The organism is Melissospora conviva (assembly GCF_049523535.1).
Taxonomy (GTDB): Bacteria; Actinomycetota; Actinomycetes; order Mycobacteriales; family Micromonosporaceae; genus Melissospora; species Melissospora conviva.
The window spans coordinates 22011-38059 of the sequence record NZ_JBLLDT010000002.1 but is presented as its reverse complement, the minus strand read 5'-3'; the positions used below and the strand labels follow the sequence as shown (position 1 = coordinate 38059).

Here is a 16049-nt window from a genome sequence, read left to right as displayed (position 1 = left end):
TCGGGCAGGACGTGCACGCGATCGGGCCCCGGAAGTGCAGCCGGTCTCACTTCTCGCGCAGCGCCGCGTCGAGCCCGGCCATGAGCGCCGCGACGCGGCTGCGGCCGGCGGGCGCGGGCGGGTACCGCCGCAGCACGTCGATCAGCTCCGGCGTGGCCCGGGCCCGTGCCTCGGCGATCACCCGCGTTCCGGCGGCGGGATCGTCACCGGCACGCAGTTCGGCGATCCGGGCGGCGTTCGCGGCGGCGCGGAGAATGTGCCCGACCTGGTGGGCCTTCGCGATCGGGTGCAGGTAGGCGGCGGAGGCGGCGTCCCCGGCGGCCTGGGCGGCGAGCCGGGCCGCTTCGCCGCCGGCCTCCCGGGCCGCGCGGTGCGCGTCCATCGAGGTGACCCGCTGCAGCCGCGTCCGGGGCGCGCCCTCGACGAACTCCCACGCCGCCGCCAGCGCGGCCCGGGGCCGCGGGTCACCCGGGTGGGCCTCCTCGTAGACCGGCAGCACCTGCTGGGCGGTCCCGGCGACGTAGCGGGCCACGGTCCGCAGCTCCTCCGCGGTCAGGGTGAAGTCACCGGTCACGCGAGAGCACCTCGTCGACGAAGGCGATCTGGTCGGCGGCGACCCGCTGCCGCAGCCCCGCGTCGGTGTAGAAGGAGAAGTGCGTGCCCGGATAGTGCCGCAGCCGCCCCTGCGGCGCCCGTCGCGCCAGCCGGCTGCTCAGCTCCTCCGGCGACTCGGCGTCGTCGGCGGCGAGGCAGACCAGCAGCGGCACCCGCAGCCGGGCGGCCGACTCCTCCGGCCGGTAGCGCATCATCGGCCACGTCGCCCGGGGCGCGACCTGGTTGCGCCAGAGCGAGCCGCCGGCCGAGAGCGTGCCGATGTGCTCCTTCGCCTCGGCCGCGTTGGTGATCGCCACCTCGCCCGGCTCGCCGACCAGCGGAATGTAGTGCGGGCTCAGCCCCAGCCGGCCCCGCAGCGCGTCCCACCCGATCGCGCTCAGCAGCCGCAGGGTGTACCCGGTGGACCGCCCCTGCACCTTGCGCGGGAAGCCGTTGAACGGGATCTGCGCCACCACGGCGGCGATCCGCGGGTCGTCGGCGGCGACGGTGATCGCGTGGGCGCCGCCGAGGGAGTTGCCCCAGAGCACGATCCGGTCAGAATCGACGGCGTCGTCGGCCCGGGCGAAGGCCACCGCCGCCCGTACGTCGGCGAGCTGGCCGTCGATGTCGACGACCTGACGCGGCTCGCCCTCGCTGCGGCCGAAGCTGCCGTAGTCGAAGACCAGGGCGGCGAGTCCCGCGGCGGCGAAGGTCCCGGCCCAGCCGAAGAGGCGGTCCATGGTGCTGCCGAAGCCGGAGCACATCACCACGCACGGCACCGGCCGCGCCGCCTCCGGCCGGAACAGGCGGCCGGCCCGCCGGCCGCCGTCACTGGAGAACTGGACATCGACTTCGGTGAACGCGTCCATGCCCCGACGGTAGCGCGGAGGCGCCGGGTCCCGGTGTCCCCGCGCAGCGGCCGGCCCCGCTCACCACGAGCGGGGCCGGTTGCGGTCAGCGGGAGTAGTCGTAGAAGCCGCGGCCGGACTTGCGGCCGAGCAGGCCGGCCTGCACCATCCGCAGCAGCACCGGCGGGGCGTAGTGCAGTGGCTCCTTGAACTCCTCGTACATCGCCTCGGAGATCGCCTGGATGGTGTCCAGGCCGATCAGGTCGGCGAGCTTGAGCGGGCCCATCGGGTGGGCGCAGCCAAGCTCCATGCCCCGGTCGATGTCCTCGACGCTGGCGAAGCCGGAGTCGTACATCCGGATCGCGGAGAGGATGTAGGGCACCAGCAGCGAGTTGACGATGAAACCGGCCCGGTCCTGGGAGCGGATCACCGTCTTGCCGAGCACCTGCGCGGCGAAGCCGTCGGCGGCGGCCGCGGTCTCGTCGGAGGTGAGCAGCGACGGCACCAGCTCCACCAGCGGCTGCACCGGCGCGGGGTTGAAGAAGTGCACGCCGATGACCCGGTCGGGGCGGCTGGTCGCCATCGCCAGCTTCATGATCGGAATGGAAGAGGTGTTGCTGGAGAGGACCGCCTCCGGATCGGTGACGATTTTGTCGAGGCGGCTGAAGAGGTCGAGCTTGATGTCCTCGCGCTCGATTACCGCCTCGAAGGTCAGCTGCCGGTCGGCCAGGTCGTCCAGGTCCGAGGTGTAGCGGATCCGGCCCAGCGTCTCGGCGTGCTCCGCCTCGGTGATCTTGCCCTTGGCCAGGGCCTTGCCCAGCGACGCCTCGACCCGCTTGCGTCCGGCCGCCGATGCCTCGGGGGAGACCTCGTACGAAATCACATCGCAACCGCTGCGGGCGCAGACCTCGACGATGCCGGAGCCCATCAGGCCGGCGCCGAGCACACCTACGCGTTTGTTGTCGTTCATCATTGCTGTCCCTTTTTCGGTTCGTGCGCGGACTCTGGCGGAGATCAGCCGACGACTGTCTCGCCGCGGATCAGCGACTTCGCGACAACAGTACGCAGGATGTCGTTGGTGCCCTCACCGATGCTCATCAGGATGGCGTCGCGGTAGAGGCGCTCCACCTCGAATTCGGTGGAGTAGCCGTAGCCGCCGTGCACCTTCATCGCGTCGATGGCCGCCTCCAGCGCCACCTCCGAGCAGAAGATCTTGGCCATGCCGGTCTCGCCGTCGGCGCGGCCGGACTTGACCGCGTCCGCGGCCCAGTACGCCATCAGCCGCGCCGCCTGCAGCTGCGTGGCCACCTGGGCGAGCTTGAGCTGGATGGCCTGGAAGTCGGAGATCGGCTTGCCGAACGCCTTGCGCTGCTGGGCGTAGGACAGCGCCTCGTCGTGGGCGCGCTGGGCGATGCCGACCGAGCGGGCGGCGATGTTGACCCGGCCCCACTCCAGCGCCGACAGCACCTGCTTCATGCCGATGCCCTCGACGCCGCCGAGCAGCCGGTCCGCCGGCACCCGCACGTTGTCCAGCAGGATCTCGCAGCTCTCGGTGCCCTTGTAGCCGAGCTTCGGGATGTCCTTGGTGACGATGAAGCCATCAAGGTCGGAGTCGATCAGCAGCACACTCATGCCCTTGTGGGCCGGCGTCGCGCTCGGGTCGGTCTTGACCAGCACCGGCAGCGGGTTCGCGTACCGGGCGTTGGTGATCCACATCTTCGAGCCGTTGACCACGTAGTGGTCACCCTCGAGCCGGGCGGTGGTGCGGATGCCCTGCAGATCGGTGCCGGCGTCGGGCTCGGTCAGGCCGATGCCGGTACGCCGCACACCGGTCGCCAGCTCCGGCAGGTACGCCTGCTTCTGCTCCTCGGTGCCGTGCATGGCGATCATGCGGCAGGCCAGCGAGTGGCTGCCCAGGATGCCGGCGATCCCCATCCAGCCGCGGGCGATCTCCTCGAAGACCAGCGCGAACGAGACCGGGTCCAGGTCCAGGCCGCCGTACTCCTCGGGGATGGTGATGCCGAACAGGCCCATGTCGGCCATGCCCTTGACGATCTCGGTCGGGTAGCGGCCGGACTGCTCCCACTCCCGCGCCACCGGGATGATCTCCCGGTCGACAAAGTTGCGCAGCAGCGCCCGGAACTCGCGCTGGTCCTCATCGAACTTGAAGTCCACGTCGTACCTCTCGTCGGTGGGCGCGCGTGCGCCCGGGGAAAGTCAGTCGGCAGTGGTGAAGACCGGCAGGGCACGCCCGTCGGCGAGGTCGACCCAGGCCACCCGGACCCGGTCGTCGATGCGCCACGCCTGCGCGTCGGCGCCTTCGAGGCGGGTCAGCAGCAGCACCCCGCAGTCAAGGCGGACCCGGGCGATCACGTACGGCACCGCCAGGTCCTTGCGCGGCGCGCGGTGCACGACGGTGAAGGAGTCGACGACGCCGGCCCCGGTGTCGTCGCGCCAGACCAGTGCACCGGTCTCGCCGCAGCCGGTGCAGACCCCGCGCGGCGGGTGCTGCACGGCGCCGCAGGACTCACAGCCCTGCACCACGAGCCGGTGTTCCCGGGTGGCGTCCCACCAGCCCGCGGTGATCTCGTCGGCCGGCGGAACATCCGGCGCGCTCATCGAGTCGATCACGGCTCTACCCCCAGAACGACGGTGGCGTGGGTGGAGAGGATCCCCCCGGTGCCGTGGGCCAGCGCGTGCCGGGCGCCGGGCACCTGCCGGTCCCCGGCCTCGCCGCGCAGCTGACGCACCGCCTCCACCAGCAGCAGCACCCCGTACTGGCCGGGGTGGCAGTAGGAGAGGCCGCCGCCACTGGTGTTGAGGGCCAGTCCGCCGCCGGGGCGGATGTTGCCGTCGGCGATCAGGTCCAGCGCCTCGCCGGGGCCGCAGAGGCCCAGCGCCTCCAGGGTCAGCGCGACGGTGATGGTGAACGAGTCGTAGACCTCGAAGACGTCGATGTCGCCGATGCCGAGCCCGGCCCGGGCCAGGGCGTCCTGCGCGGCGCCGGCCGCCCCGCTGACCGTCAGGTCCCGTACGGCGGTCATCGAGGTGTTGGTGGTGCGCTCGCCGTAGCCGAGCACGTGCACCGGCTTCTTCGCCAGGTCCCGGGCCCGTTCGGCGCTGGTGAGCACCACCGCGCCGCCGCCGTCGGTGACCAGGCAGCAGTCACCGGCCGTCAACGGGCTGGAGATCATGGTCGAGCCGAGGACGTCGTCGACGCTGAGCGGCCCGGCGCCGTACCGGAACGCCTTGGGGTTGAGCAGCGCCCACTCGCGGGCGGCGACCGCCACCTCGGCGAGCTGCGCGCGCGACTTGCCGTAGACGTGCAGGTACCGCTGGGCGGCCATCGCGTAGTACGACAGCGGGAAGAGCGGCGCGTACGGTGTCTCGAACTGCGCCTCGGGGGTGTGGCTCTCCAGCACCCCGGCCAGCGAGCGCGACTTCGCCGACCGCTGGTTGGAGGCGAACGAGATCACCACGACCTCGGCCTGCCCGGCGGCGATCGCCTGCGCGGCGCGCGCCACGAACATCTCGAACGCCGAACCGCCCGCGTACGTCGAGTCCGTCCAGCGCGGGGTCAGCCCGAAGTGGTCGGCGAGCTGGGTGGCCGAGAAGCGCGAGACGCCGGTGGTGGCGATGCCGTCGACGTCGCTGAGCTTGAGCCCGGCGTCGGCCAGCGCCCGGGTCACCGCCTGGGTCTGCAGGCCGAGGATGGAGGCGCCGGTGACGCCGAGATCGCACTCGGCGGCACCGACGATCGCGACCCCGCCGCTCATGCCGCGCCCGGCCCGTCGGCGCGTCCCAGCAGCACCGTCGCGCCGGCCTTGGCGACCGCGACCCGGGTCTCCTGCCCGTCGGCGTCGACCACCACGATGCGCTGGGTCACCACGACCTGCGTGTCGTCGGCCTCGGTGACCGTGCCCTCACAGCGGATCGTCTCGCCGGCGAAGACCAGCGCCTTGAAGGTGAAGTGCAGCTTGCGCACGAAGCACTGCGGCCCGAGCCAGTCCTGCAACTGCTCCACCAGCAGCGCCCCGAAGACCTGGCCGTCGACCACCGCGGCCGGCAGCCCTTTGCGTGCCAGGAACGCCGGGTCGTAGTGCATCTGGTGCCAGTCCCAGGTGGCGCCCGCGTACGCCACCATGTCGGTGAGCGTGATGGTGCGGGTCAGCTCGGGAACGGTGTCGCCGACGCGGGGCGTCATGAGTTGCCTCCCAGGGCGACGAAGATGATCGTCTCCTCGTTGGTGGCCAGCAGCTCGCCGTGCTGGTTGGTGTAGCTCGCCCGGGACGCCACGATCAGCATCTCGGTGCCGCTGCCGGTGCGCTTCTCCGTCATGTCGGCGATCTCCCACGTCGCGGTGATCACGTCCTCGGGGCGGATCCGGCGGAAGAACTCGTACGAGTTGCCGCCGCGCACGGTGCGGGTGCCGGGCAGCTCCAGACCCCAGGTGTGCCCGGCGTAACCCTCCGGGTCGGGGGCGATGTTGGCGTACTGGTTGGTCTCGCAGATCAGCGTCGGCGGGGCGGTCACCCCGGCCAGGCCCTGGGCGCGGGCGTACTCCGGGTCGGAGTAGAGCGGGTTGGTGTCGCCGATGGCCAGTCCGAAGTAGCGGCCGGCGGCGGCCCCGAACTCCTCCGGCGCGGTGTAGACGCGGCGCTCGCCGATGCGGGCGCGCAGTTCGTCGGTGAGCAGTCCCATCAGGCGGCCTCGGCGGGGTAGAGGGCGGTCGGGAAGACCTCCAGCAGGAACTCCGGGCGCAGCAGGTCGGCGCAGATCGCGCCGGTGGAGGCCGGCCACGGGGCGGTCAGCAGCCGCTCCCGGACCGGGGCGACCGCGCGGTAGTTGCGCAGCTCCCGCTCCACACAGAACTCGATGGTCGACAGCAGGTGCTCCGGGCCGAGCCCGGCGTAACGCAGCAGGTGCAGGATCGCCCCGTACGTCGCCTCGGCCTGCGCGCCCAGGTCGCCCGGGTGCAGCGCCTCCTGCGTCTCCATGTCCAGGGCGGCGAAGCCGGACATGAACAGCGTCCGGCCGGCCTTCACACCCGGGGCGTAGGTGAGGGTGTCGTAGCGCTTCCAGCCCGGGTTGACCAGCTCCAGCGGGTGCCGCGAGGCGGTCACGTCGATGGCGACGAGCTGCTCCGGGTGGTGCAGCCGGCTCATCAGGATGCCGCCGGCGCCGGGGTAGACCCCGCCGTTGCCGAGCAGTTCCTTGCGCACCCGGTGCGTCTTGCGGTACACCTCCCGGCTGCCGGGGGTGGAGTAGTCGTAGGTGGTGACGGCGTTGTCCAGCGAGAGCCCCACCTGGCGCAGCAGCACGTCGGCCTGCTCCAGGCAGTAGCGGTACTGGCCGACGAAGTCGCCTGGCGCGACGATGTCGCCGTCTGCGTCGATCGGCACCATCGTCGGCAGGTGCACGGTCCCGTCGTGCCCCTCGACGATCGCCGACGGCACGAAGGTGCCGGCCGCCCGCTCCTCGCTGGCCGCCAGCAGCCGCGTCCCACCGCCCTTGGTGGCGCGCAGCTCCACCTCCAGGAAGGCCGTGGAACGCACCAGCCGCTCGACCACCACGGTGGTCACCGTCGGCTGGTGCGCACCGAAGAGTTCGGCGCGCACGGCGGCGGCCTCCGCGTAGTGCGGCAGGCCGGAGAGCGTCACGTTCTCGGTGATGTGGGTGATGTCCGACAGCGACAGTCCGGCGCCCTCGACGATGGTGAGGACCTTGGCGTACGCGGTGCGCGCCTGCTCCTGCATGGTTCCCTCGACCCGCATCTTGCCGATCGCCGGGTCGAACTTCGCCGCGGTGTGCCCGGAGGTCCAGGCGTGCTCGCCCTCGGCGAGCCCCAGGCAGAAGGTGAACCCCTCGTAGGGGAACCAGTGGAAGTCCGCAGGCTTGATCGCTTCCAGGGCCATGTCGTCAGTCTCCGTGTTCGGTGTGGGCGGCAACCGCGGCGGCGCACCCGCGGATGAGGTGGGTCAGGTCGGGGGCCGAGTCCAGTTCGGTGACGGCGCGCACCAGCTCCGGTGCGGGCCGGCCGACGTTGGTCTCGAGCTTGGTCACCAGGGCGTCCTGCGTCAGCGGTGCGCTGCCGCCGCCGGGGCTGCGGTCGACGTGACCGGTGACCGTACGGCCGTCGGTCAGGGTGATCCGGACGTCGCCGGGGGCGTCGGCGGCGTGCACGCCGGGCGCGCCCGCCACGTCCCAGGTGACGCGGGCGGCCAGGGCGGCGACCTCCGGCCGGGCCAGGGACGACTCGGCGAAGGTGTCGATGCCGACCCGGCCGTCGGCCAGGACCGCACCCACACACCAGGGCAGCGAGAACTTCGCCGCGTACGGGCTGGCCGGGCGGGTCAGGTCCCGGCTGGTGTCGCAGACCACCGAGGCCGAGTCGGGGTGCACCACCGCGTGCACGGCGGCGACCTGGCCGGCGCCGAAGCCGTGCCGGCTCATCGCGTCCAGCACCGCGGCCATGGTGGCGTGCGAGAGCTGGCAGGCCGGCCAGGGCTTGATGCCGATGCCGCCGGTCTCCCAGCGCTGCCCGAGCCCGGCCACGATGCTGCCCGGGTCGGTGGTGCCGGCGGCGAGCGCGTCGTAGACGCCGTGCGGCCCGTCGAAGACGGTCTCCGGCCCGGTCGCCCCGGCGGCGGCGAGCCGGGCGGCGATGATGCCCGCCTGGGACGCGAAGCCGGGGTGCAGCTGCTTGGTGGAGGCGCCGGTGCCGAGGAAGGCGAGCAGGCCGCCGGCCTGGCTGCCGGCGATGCCGAGCGCGTCGGCGGTGCGGGCGGCGTCGAGCCCCATCAGCCGGGCGGCCACCACCGCCGAGGAGAAGACCCCGGCGACCATGGTGGCGTGCAGGCCGCGGGCGTGGAAGCCGTGCGGCGCCGCCGCGGCGACCCGGCAGGCGGTCTCGTAGCCGGCCACGGCCGCGGTGAGGACCGCCGCGCCGGAGGCGCCGCGCTCCTCACCGACGGCCAGTGCCGCGGGGAGCACGACCGCGGTGGCGTGCACCAGGCCACCGGCGTGGGTGTCGTCGAAGTCCAGGGCGTGCACCAGCGTCCCGTTGGCCAGCGCCGCCGCCGGCGCGCCGAGGCGCTCGGCGGTGCCCAGGATCGTCGACTCGGCCGGGCCGCCCAGCCCGCGGGCCACCGTCAGCGCGGGCGTCGCCGCGCCGGTGCGGACCGCGGCCAGGGCGGTGCCAAGGCCGTCGAGCAGGTGCCGGGCGGCCGCGGCCCGCACCGGCTCCGGCGCGCTGATCTCACCGGTGGCCCACTCGGCCAGCTCCCGCGCGATCATCGCCTCAGGCCTCCGCCGCGCCGAAGGCGCCCTGCTGCTTCAGCTCGCTGACCCGCTCGTCGTCGAGGCCGAGGATGTCACGCACCACCAGGTCGAAGTCCTCGTTGCGCAGCGGCGCCCGCCGGTACGTCGGGGTCTCGCTGCCCACCCGCACCGGGGAGGCGACCTGGGTGACGGTGCCGAAGCGCGGGTGCTCGGTCTCGACGATCAGGTTGCGGGCCAGGGTGTGCTCCTCGCGCAGCGCCGCCGGCACGTCGTTGATCGGTCCGCAGGGAATCGCGGCGGGGTAGAGCACCGAAAGCCACTCGTCGACTGTGCGCTTCTGGAAGATCTCCTCCAGCTGCGCCAGCAGCTCCACGCTGTTGCGCTGCCGGCCGGCGAACGTGCCGTACGGCGAGTCCGGCTGGGCCCACTCCGGGTGCCCGACCACCTCGGCCAGCCGCGCCCAGAACTTCTCCTTGGCGCAGCCGACGACCAGCCACCCGTCCGAGGCCTCGAAGGCCTGGAAGGGCACCAGCGACGGGTGGGCCGAGTGGCGGGTACGCACCGGGGTGAAGCCGGCGTTGAGGTGCCAGGTCGCCGGGTAGGTCAGCATCCCCATGGCGGTGTCGTAGAGGCTGACGTCGCAGTCCATGCCGACACCGTCGCGGCGGGCGGCGTGCAGCCCGGCCAGCAGCGAGATCGCGGCCACGAAACCACCGGAGTAGTCCACCAGCGACAGGCCGGACTTGGTCGGCGGGCCGTCGGGCTCACCGGTGAGGTCCATCCAGCCGGCCAGGCCCTGCAGCACGTAGTCGTAGCCGGGCTCCTTGGAGCGCGGCCCGGTCATCCCGAAGCCGGTCAGCGAACAGCAGACGATCTTCGGGTTGATGTGCTTGAGGTCGTCGTAGGTGATGCCGATCTTCTTCGGCACGTCGCCGCGCAGGTTGGAGTAGACGACGTCGCTGACCTTGACCAGCTCCTCGAAGACCTGCCGCCCGGCGGGGGTGGAGAGGTCCAGGGAGAGGCTGCGCTTGTTGCGGTTGAAGGTCTCGAAGAAGAGCGAGTCCTCCTCCTCGCCGTAGGGCGGGACGTAGCGGCCGACGTCGCCGCCCATCCGCGGGTCCTCGATCTTGATGACCTCGGCGCCCAGGTCGGCCAGGTGCACGCTGCCGAACGGGCCGGCGCCGTACTGCTCGACCGCGATGATCCGGACGTCTTCCAGCGGCTTCATGCCTTGCCTCCAGTGAGCTCCGCGATCAGCGCGATGATCTCGTCCTGCGCCTTGCGGGTGTCCGCGGCGTCGATGCCGTGGGTGGGGGGACTGAGCTTGACCGAGTCGGCCTTGCCCTCGTATGCGGCGATCTGCGCGGCGACCTGGTCGCGGTCGCCGACCAGGGTGAGCGCCTCGACCATCTCGTCGGTGACGGAGTCGGCGAGGTAGTCGGCGCCCCGGCCGGCGCGGAAGGCGTCGATGACTGCCTGCTGCTGCTCGCCGAGACCGTGGAACTCGAAGAAGTCGGCGTAGGTGCGGACGCTTGCGTAGAAGCCGACCAGGCCGGCGACGCGGCGGCGGGCCTGGGCCGGGTCCGGGTCGACCGAGCAGCAGGCGGAGACCACCACGTCCAGGTCGGCGCGGGTCTTGCCCTCGGTGCGGCCGATGCCGGTTTCCAGCTCCGGCAGGATCCGCTCGGTCAGGTAGCGCGGCGAGCAGAGCTCGTGGCTGATCCAGCCGTCGCCGATCTGCCCGGCCAGGCGGGTCATCGCCGGCCCCATCGCGGCCAGGTAGACCGGGATCCGGTCGCGGACCACCGGGAAGGGCCGCTCGTAGCCGCGGATGCGCATCGGCTCGTACTCGCCCTCCAGGGCGATCTCGTCGCCGCTGGTGCAGGTCGCGATGAACTCGCGGATGTTGCGGACGGTCTCGCGCAGGTGCCCGACCGGCTTGCCCCACTGGGCGTTGTGCCAGTTCTCGTTGAGCCGCTGCACGCCGCTGCCGAGCCCCAGCACGAACCGGCCGCCGGAGATCTCGTCGATGTCGAGGGCTTCCAGGGCGGTGACCATCGGGCTGCGGGTGAAGGCCAGCGCGATGGCGGTGCCGACCCGTACGGTGCTGGTGGCCTGGGCCAGGGCGGCGGCGGTGACGGTGGCGCTGCGGTGCAGTTCCGGCACCCAGACCGTCTCGGCGCCGGCGGCCTCGGCCCGGCGGGAGACCTCGGCGAGCTCGGCGAGCGTCTCGCCCCAGGGGGCGTAGGTGATGCGCATGCGGCTGGTCACTTCCCGTCGACGGTCAGGGGACGCTCGGCGGTGGGGAAGGTGTCGGCGAGCTGCTCGGCGCCCCGCTTGTAGACGTAGAAGGTGCGCTTGAAGGAGCAGACCTCCTTGCCGTCCTGGTTCAGGGTGCGGGTGCGTACGGTGACGATGCCGGCGTGCGGGCGGCTGCCCGACTCGCGCTTCTCCAGCACGATCGACTCGCTGAAGAGGGTGTCGCCGGCGAAGACCGGGTTGGTCATCCGGATCTCGTCCCAGCCGAGGTTGGCGAAGGCGTTCTGGGTGATGTCGGTGACGCTCTGACCGACGGCGATGGCGACGGTGAAGGTGGAGACCACCAGCGGCTTGCCGAACTCGCTCTTCTTGGCGTACTCGCTGTTGAAGTGCATCTGGTTGGTGTTCATCGTCAGCAGCGTGAACCAGGTGTTGTCGGCTTCGCTGACGGTGCGGCCCAGCGGGTGCTGGTAGATGTCACCGATCTCGAAGTCCTCGAAGAACCTGCCCTGCCAGCCCTCTTTGACGCCCATGTCCCTGCCCTTCCGCGCGCGGTCCGATGACGCGAACCTAAATGTCTGACATATTGTTGTCAACGCTTTCGGAACACCGTTCCACAGAGCGAGCCAGCTGGCCACGGCGGGCCGGGGATATGTCAGACTCAGCAGAACCGGCAGCGCACCGCGGGTGCGGCCCGGTCCGCCGGAAGCAGGCGCGACGGCCTCATGGCGTACGGCAGGAAGAGGCGAAACGATGACCACACCGGACGTGTCACCGTCGCCGGCGCTGCCCGTGCAGAAGGTCCGGCCCGCCTACCAGCAGGTCGCCGACCAGCTGCGTGAACTGGTGATGCGCGGCAAGCTCGCCCCGGGCGACCGGCTGCCCGCCGAGAGCGAACTCGCCTCGATCTTCGGCGTCAGCCGCAGCACCGTCCGCGAGGCGCTGCGCGCCCTGACCTCCCGCGACCTGCTGGTCACCGTCCGCGGCACCACCGGCGGCACCTTCGTGGCCCGGGTCCAGCCCCACCAGGTCAGTGACTATCTCGAGGCCAGCATCGGGCTGATGTCCGGCGACGGCATGAGCGTGGGCGAGATCCTGGAGGCGCGCGAGCTGCTGGAGGTCCCGGCCGCCGGGCTCGCCGCCGAACGGCGTACCGCCGACCATCTGCGGCTGATGGAGGAGGCGCTGGAGCACGAGGAGCGCAGCCGCACCCGCGGACTGAAGTTCCGCGAGCACCGGCAGTTCCACGGCGTCGTCATCGCCGCCGCCCACAACAGCCTGCTGGACGTGATGACCGAGCCGATGTTCCGGGTGCTGCAGGGCCGCTTCCTGCGCGACGACCTGACCGAGGACTACTGGCGCGCGATCGACAACGACCACCGGGACATCGCCGCCCTCATCGCCGCCGGCGACGGCCCCGGCGCCGAGACCGCGATGCGTGAGCACCTGCGCCGGCTACGCGGCGTCTACCAGTCCTGACCCCGTCCACACGACACCGAGGAGAACACCTGTGAGCCTGTTGGAGAACCAGACCGTCGCCGTCCTCGGCGGCACCGGACCGCAGGGCCGCGGCCTGGCCCGCCGCTTCGCCGCCGCCGGCGTGACGGTGGTGCTGGGCAGCCGCGCCGCCGACCGCGCCCAGGCCACGGCCGCCGAGCTGGCCGAGGCGACCGGCGGCCCGATCACCGGCGCCGCCAACGCCGACGCCGCTGCCGCCGGTGACATCGTCATCGTCGCCGTGCCCTGGGACGGCCACAAGGAGCTGCTCACCGAGCTCGCCCCGGCGCTCGCCGGCAAGATCGTCGTCGACTGTGTGAACCCGATGGGCTTCGACAAGCAGGGCGCCTATGCGCTCCCCGTCGAGGAGGGCTCGGCCGCCCAGCAGGCCGCGGCGATCCTGCCCGACAGCCGGGTCGTCGCCGCCTTCCACCACGTCAGCGCGGTGCTGCTGGAGGACCCGGAGGTGACCTCCCTCGACACCGACGTGCTGGTGCTCGGCGACGACCGGGCCGCCACCGACGTGGTCCGCGAGCTTGCCGACACCATCCCCGGCATGCGCGGCATCTTCGCCGGCCGGCTGCGCAACGCCCACCAGGTCGAGGCGCTGACCTGCAACCTGATCAGCATCAACCGCCGCTACAAGGCCCACTCCGGCCTGCGCATCACCGACGTCTGACCGGGCGCGGGCACGTCGGCCGCCGGCGTGCCCGCCTCGAGTTGACGACGCGGCTTTCCCGAGCTGAACAGGAAGCAGAAGTTGAGTCACCCCGGCTCAACCCGAATCCCTTAGACCATCGAGGAGCGGTTGGCATGCGCACCCAGACGGCGCTGACGACCACACCGATCTTCGCCCAGCCAACCCAGGACGAGTCGTCGGGCTAGGTGCGTTCTGCGACATCCGACCGGAACGCCGTGACGACCCGGACGCCCAGAGCTTCTCGGTCAGTGAATACGCCGCGCTCGATGACCGGCGCCGCTAATTGATCTTGCCTAACGGGACTTCTCCGAGCGTTGGTCCTCAAGTGCCTACCCGTGCGGGTGTCTTGGATGTCAGACCTGGTCGATACGGTCGACGGGTGCAGTTGCGTTACAGCTTCCGTGTGTACCCGACGGCGGGCCAGCAGCAGTCGCTGGCGCGGGCGTTCGGGTGCGCGCGGGTGGTGTTCAACGACGGGCTGCGCGCCCGGCAGGAAGCCCGCGAGAACGGTCTGCCGTACGTCTCGGACGGGGATCTGTCGAAGCGGGTTATCACCGAGGCCAAGAAGACCGAGGCCCGCGCGTGGTTGGGCGAGGTGTCGGCGGTGGTGTTGCAGCAGGCACTGGCGGACCTGAACACCGCCTACCGCAACTTTTTCCACTCGCTGTCCGGCAAGCGCAAGGGTCGCAAGGTGGCCCCGCCGCGGTTTCGGTCCCGCAAGGACAACCGGCAAGCTATCCGGTTCACCGCCAACGCCCGGTTCAAGGTGTTGGGCAACGGGCGGCTGCGGCTGCCGAAGATCGGCGACTTGAGCGTGCGCTGGTCGAGGCCGTTGCCGTCCGCGCCGACCTCGGTGACGATCGTCCGGGATGCTGCCGGCCGGTACTTCGCCTCGTTCGTCGTGACCATGACGCAGGACGAGACGCTGCCGCCGGTCGAGTCCGAGGTGGGTATCGACCTCGGGCTCACACACTTCGCGGTGCTGTCGGACGGCAGCAAGGTGGCAGCGCCGAAGTTCCTGCGCCGTGCCGCCCGCAAACTCAAGCGTCTGCAGCAGGGCCTCGCTCGTAAGCAGAAGGGCTCCGCCAACCGCAGGAAAGCCGTCGTCAAGGTTGCCCGCGCCCACGCGCGGGTGGCCGACACCCGGCGGGACTGGCACCACAAACTGTCCACGACGATCATCCGCGACAACCAAGCGGTGTTCGTCGAGGACCTTGCTGTTGCCGGGCTCGTCCGGACCCGGCTGGCCAGGTCGGTGCACGACGCCGGCTGGGCGCAGTTCACCGCCATGTTGGAGTACAAGGCCGCCCGGTACGGGCGCACCTTCGCCCGCGTGGACCGCTGGTTCCCCTCCACCCGCATGTGTTCGCAGTGCGGGGCGGTCAGCAGCAAGGTACCGCTGAACGTCCGGTCGTGGACGTGCCCTTGCGGGGCCATCCACGACCGGGACATCAACGCCGCACGCAACATCAGGGCCGCCGGACGGGTGGACCTCAACGACCGTGGAGCGCAGATAAGACCAGGAGCAATCCCGGCACCGCGCGGCGAAGCGGTAACCCACCGGAAGCTCACACCCTCACCGGTGTAGCAGACCGGAATCCCCTCCCCTCAGGGAAGGGAGGACGTCAAGAGAACGGGGTGCTGACCCTGCGCATCCCGGTCGCCGAACGCGCCAAGCCCCGCAAGATCAGCATCGTGGCCACCGACAACGACCGCAAGCAGATCAACGCCTGATTGCGGTACCGAAACGGCCGCCCACCCTGCACCGGGTGGGCGGCCGTTGTCGTCGGCGGGGAGAGCATCCGGTGCAGCGCGCCGCCCGGATCGCCCGCGCGTACCGGCGGATCGGTACGGTTGCGCACATGGTGATCGACAGTGCCGCGCTGACGCCGTCCCGTCCCGCCGCGAGCGCCCCCGCGCTGCCGTCGACCCCGATGGACTTCACCGACGCCTGGCTGGCCAACCGGCGGCTGTCGGCGCACACCCGGGCGGCGTACCGGGGGGACGTGGCCGGCTGGCTCGGCTGGTGCGGCGCCCGCGACCTCGACCCGCTCACCGTGACCTTCCTGCAGGTCAACACCTACGCCCGCGAGCTGGAGTCCACGCCGGACCGGCGGACCGGCCGGCCGTTGGCGCCGGCGACGGTGGCCAGAAAGCTCTCCGCGGTCTCCAGCTGGTACGACTTCCTCGCCAAGCTCGGCGCGGTGCCCGCGAACCCGGTCGCCGGCGCTGACCGGCCCTATGTCGACCGGGATCACTCGGCCACCGTGGGGCTCACTCCCGCCGAGGTCGACGCACTGCTCGCCACCGCGGCGGCCGACACCGGCCCGTACGCGCTGCGCAACACCGTGGTGGTCACGCTCCTGGCGGACCTCGGGCTGCGGGTGGGGGAGCTTGTCGGGCTCGACCTGACCGACCTGGGGCACGAACGCGGCCATCGCAGCATCCGCTTCACCGGCAAGGGCGGCCGCCCCCGCCGGCGCGCCCTGACCCCCACCGCCGGTTATGCCATTGACAGCTACCTGCAGCAGCGGGCCACCGCGGCCGGGGTCGGCGTCGACACGCTCACCGGGCCGCTGCTGGTGACCGCCGCCGGCAACCGGCTCGACCGGCACGCCGTCTTCCGCCTGGTGCGCCGGCTGGCCCGCGAGGCGGGCATCCCGGCCTGGGCGAGTCTGTCGCCGCACTCGCTGCGGCACGCCTTCGCCACCACCGCCCGCGGCGAGGGGGTGCCGCTGGAGGACGTGCAGGACGCGATGGGGCACGCCGATCCGCGCACCACCCGCCGCTACGACCGCGACCGCCACAACCTCGACCGCGACCCCGCGTACGCGATCTGGGCGGCGCGCTCCCGCCGCAAGCCCTGACCT

The 16049-nt window shown here is 71.9% G+C and carries 17 protein-coding genes; 4 read left to right on the top strand and 13 right to left on the bottom strand.

Annotation, left to right across the window (positions count from 1 at the left end):
• Nucleotides 1-46: 46 nt before the first annotated feature.
• From ACK8GG_RS05330 to ACK8GG_RS05270, 13 genes are all read right to left on the bottom strand, one after another.
• Entirely contained in the window at nt 47-574 is a 528-nt protein-coding gene (locus ACK8GG_RS05330; RefSeq protein ID WP_440350950.1) for a putative immunity protein, read from the bottom strand.
• On the bottom strand, nt 564-1463 hold the full coding sequence (locus tag ACK8GG_RS05325) for an alpha/beta hydrolase (protein WP_440350949.1): 900 nt from the start codon (nt 1461-1463) through the stop codon (nt 564-566). The genes ACK8GG_RS05330 and ACK8GG_RS05325 overlap by 11 nt, the downstream gene beginning before the upstream one ends.
• Before the next feature lie 85 nt (nt 1464-1548).
• Complete coding sequence (locus ACK8GG_RS05320; protein ID WP_440355712.1) at nt 1549-2415, bottom strand: 3-hydroxybutyryl-CoA dehydrogenase; 867 nt, start codon at nt 2413-2415, stop codon at nt 1549-1551.
• Between the two features lie 41 nt (nt 2416-2456).
• Entirely contained in the window at nt 2457-3617 is a 1161-nt protein-coding gene (locus ACK8GG_RS05315) for an acyl-CoA dehydrogenase family protein (protein WP_440355711.1), read from the bottom strand.
• A gap of 42 nt (nt 3618-3659) precedes the next feature.
• A complete protein-coding gene (locus ACK8GG_RS05310) occupies nt 3660-4061 on the bottom strand; it encodes a Zn-ribbon domain-containing OB-fold protein (protein WP_440355710.1) in 402 nt (133 codons plus the stop codon).
• Between the two features lie 8 nt (nt 4062-4069).
• Nucleotides 4070-5218, bottom strand: a complete 1149-nt coding sequence (locus ACK8GG_RS05305; RefSeq protein WP_440353106.1) for an acetyl-CoA acetyltransferase — start codon at nt 5216-5218, stop codon at nt 4070-4072.
• Complete coding sequence (locus tag ACK8GG_RS05300; RefSeq protein WP_440355709.1) at nt 5215-5646, bottom strand: MaoC/PaaZ C-terminal domain-containing protein; 432 nt, start codon at nt 5644-5646, stop codon at nt 5215-5217. The genes ACK8GG_RS05305 and ACK8GG_RS05300 overlap by 4 nt, the downstream gene beginning before the upstream one ends.
• Nucleotides 5643-6143: an FAS1-like dehydratase domain-containing protein gene (locus tag ACK8GG_RS05295; RefSeq protein WP_440355708.1), complete on the bottom strand. Its 501-nt coding sequence runs from the start codon at nt 6141-6143 to the stop codon at nt 5643-5645. Before ACK8GG_RS05295 ends, ACK8GG_RS05300 begins: the two co-directional genes overlap by 4 nt.
• A complete protein-coding gene (locus ACK8GG_RS05290; RefSeq protein ID WP_440355707.1) occupies nt 6143-7357 on the bottom strand; it encodes a Rid family hydrolase in 1215 nt (404 codons plus the stop codon). Before ACK8GG_RS05290 ends, ACK8GG_RS05295 begins: the two co-directional genes overlap by 1 nt.
• Nucleotides 7358-7361: 4 nt before the next feature.
• Nucleotides 7362-8738 carry an MmgE/PrpD family protein gene (locus ACK8GG_RS05285; RefSeq protein WP_440355706.1) on the bottom strand — a complete coding sequence of 459 codons (1377 nt, stop codon included), beginning with the start codon at nt 8736-8738 and terminating at the stop codon, nt 7362-7364.
• A gap of 4 nt (nt 8739-8742) precedes the next feature.
• Nucleotides 8743-9951, bottom strand: coding sequence for a CaiB/BaiF CoA transferase family protein (locus tag ACK8GG_RS05280; RefSeq protein WP_440355705.1), 1209 nt, complete (start codon nt 9949-9951; stop codon nt 8743-8745).
• Nucleotides 9948-10994: an LLM class flavin-dependent oxidoreductase gene (locus ACK8GG_RS05275; protein WP_440355704.1), complete on the bottom strand. Its 1047-nt coding sequence runs from the start codon at nt 10992-10994 to the stop codon at nt 9948-9950. The genes ACK8GG_RS05280 and ACK8GG_RS05275 overlap by 4 nt, the downstream gene beginning before the upstream one ends.
• Nucleotides 10991-11515, bottom strand: a complete 525-nt coding sequence (locus ACK8GG_RS05270; protein ID WP_440350938.1) for a MaoC family dehydratase — start codon at nt 11513-11515, stop codon at nt 10991-10993. Before ACK8GG_RS05270 ends, ACK8GG_RS05275 begins: the two co-directional genes overlap by 4 nt.
• Before the next feature lie 220 nt (nt 11516-11735).
• Between ACK8GG_RS05270 and ACK8GG_RS05265 the strand changes: the two genes are divergently transcribed.
• From ACK8GG_RS05265 to ACK8GG_RS05250, 4 genes are all read left to right on the top strand, one after another.
• Nucleotides 11736-12461 (top strand): FadR/GntR family transcriptional regulator, encoded by a 726-nt coding sequence (locus ACK8GG_RS05265; RefSeq protein ID WP_440353113.1) that lies wholly within the window; start codon nt 11736-11738, stop codon nt 12459-12461.
• Nucleotides 12462-12492: 31 nt separating this feature from the next.
• A complete protein-coding gene (gene npdG, locus ACK8GG_RS05260) occupies nt 12493-13158 on the top strand; it encodes an NADPH-dependent F420 reductase (protein ID WP_440350936.1) in 666 nt (221 codons plus the stop codon).
• A gap of 400 nt (nt 13159-13558) precedes the next feature.
• Nucleotides 13559-14767: an RNA-guided endonuclease InsQ/TnpB family protein gene (locus ACK8GG_RS05255; RefSeq protein WP_440353114.1), complete on the top strand. Its 1209-nt coding sequence runs from the start codon at nt 13559-13561 to the stop codon at nt 14765-14767.
• Between the two features lie 274 nt (nt 14768-15041).
• Complete coding sequence (locus ACK8GG_RS05250; RefSeq protein WP_440353115.1) at nt 15042-16046, top strand: tyrosine-type recombinase/integrase; 1005 nt, start codon at nt 15042-15044, stop codon at nt 16044-16046.
• Nucleotides 16047-16049: the final 3 nt, after the last annotated feature.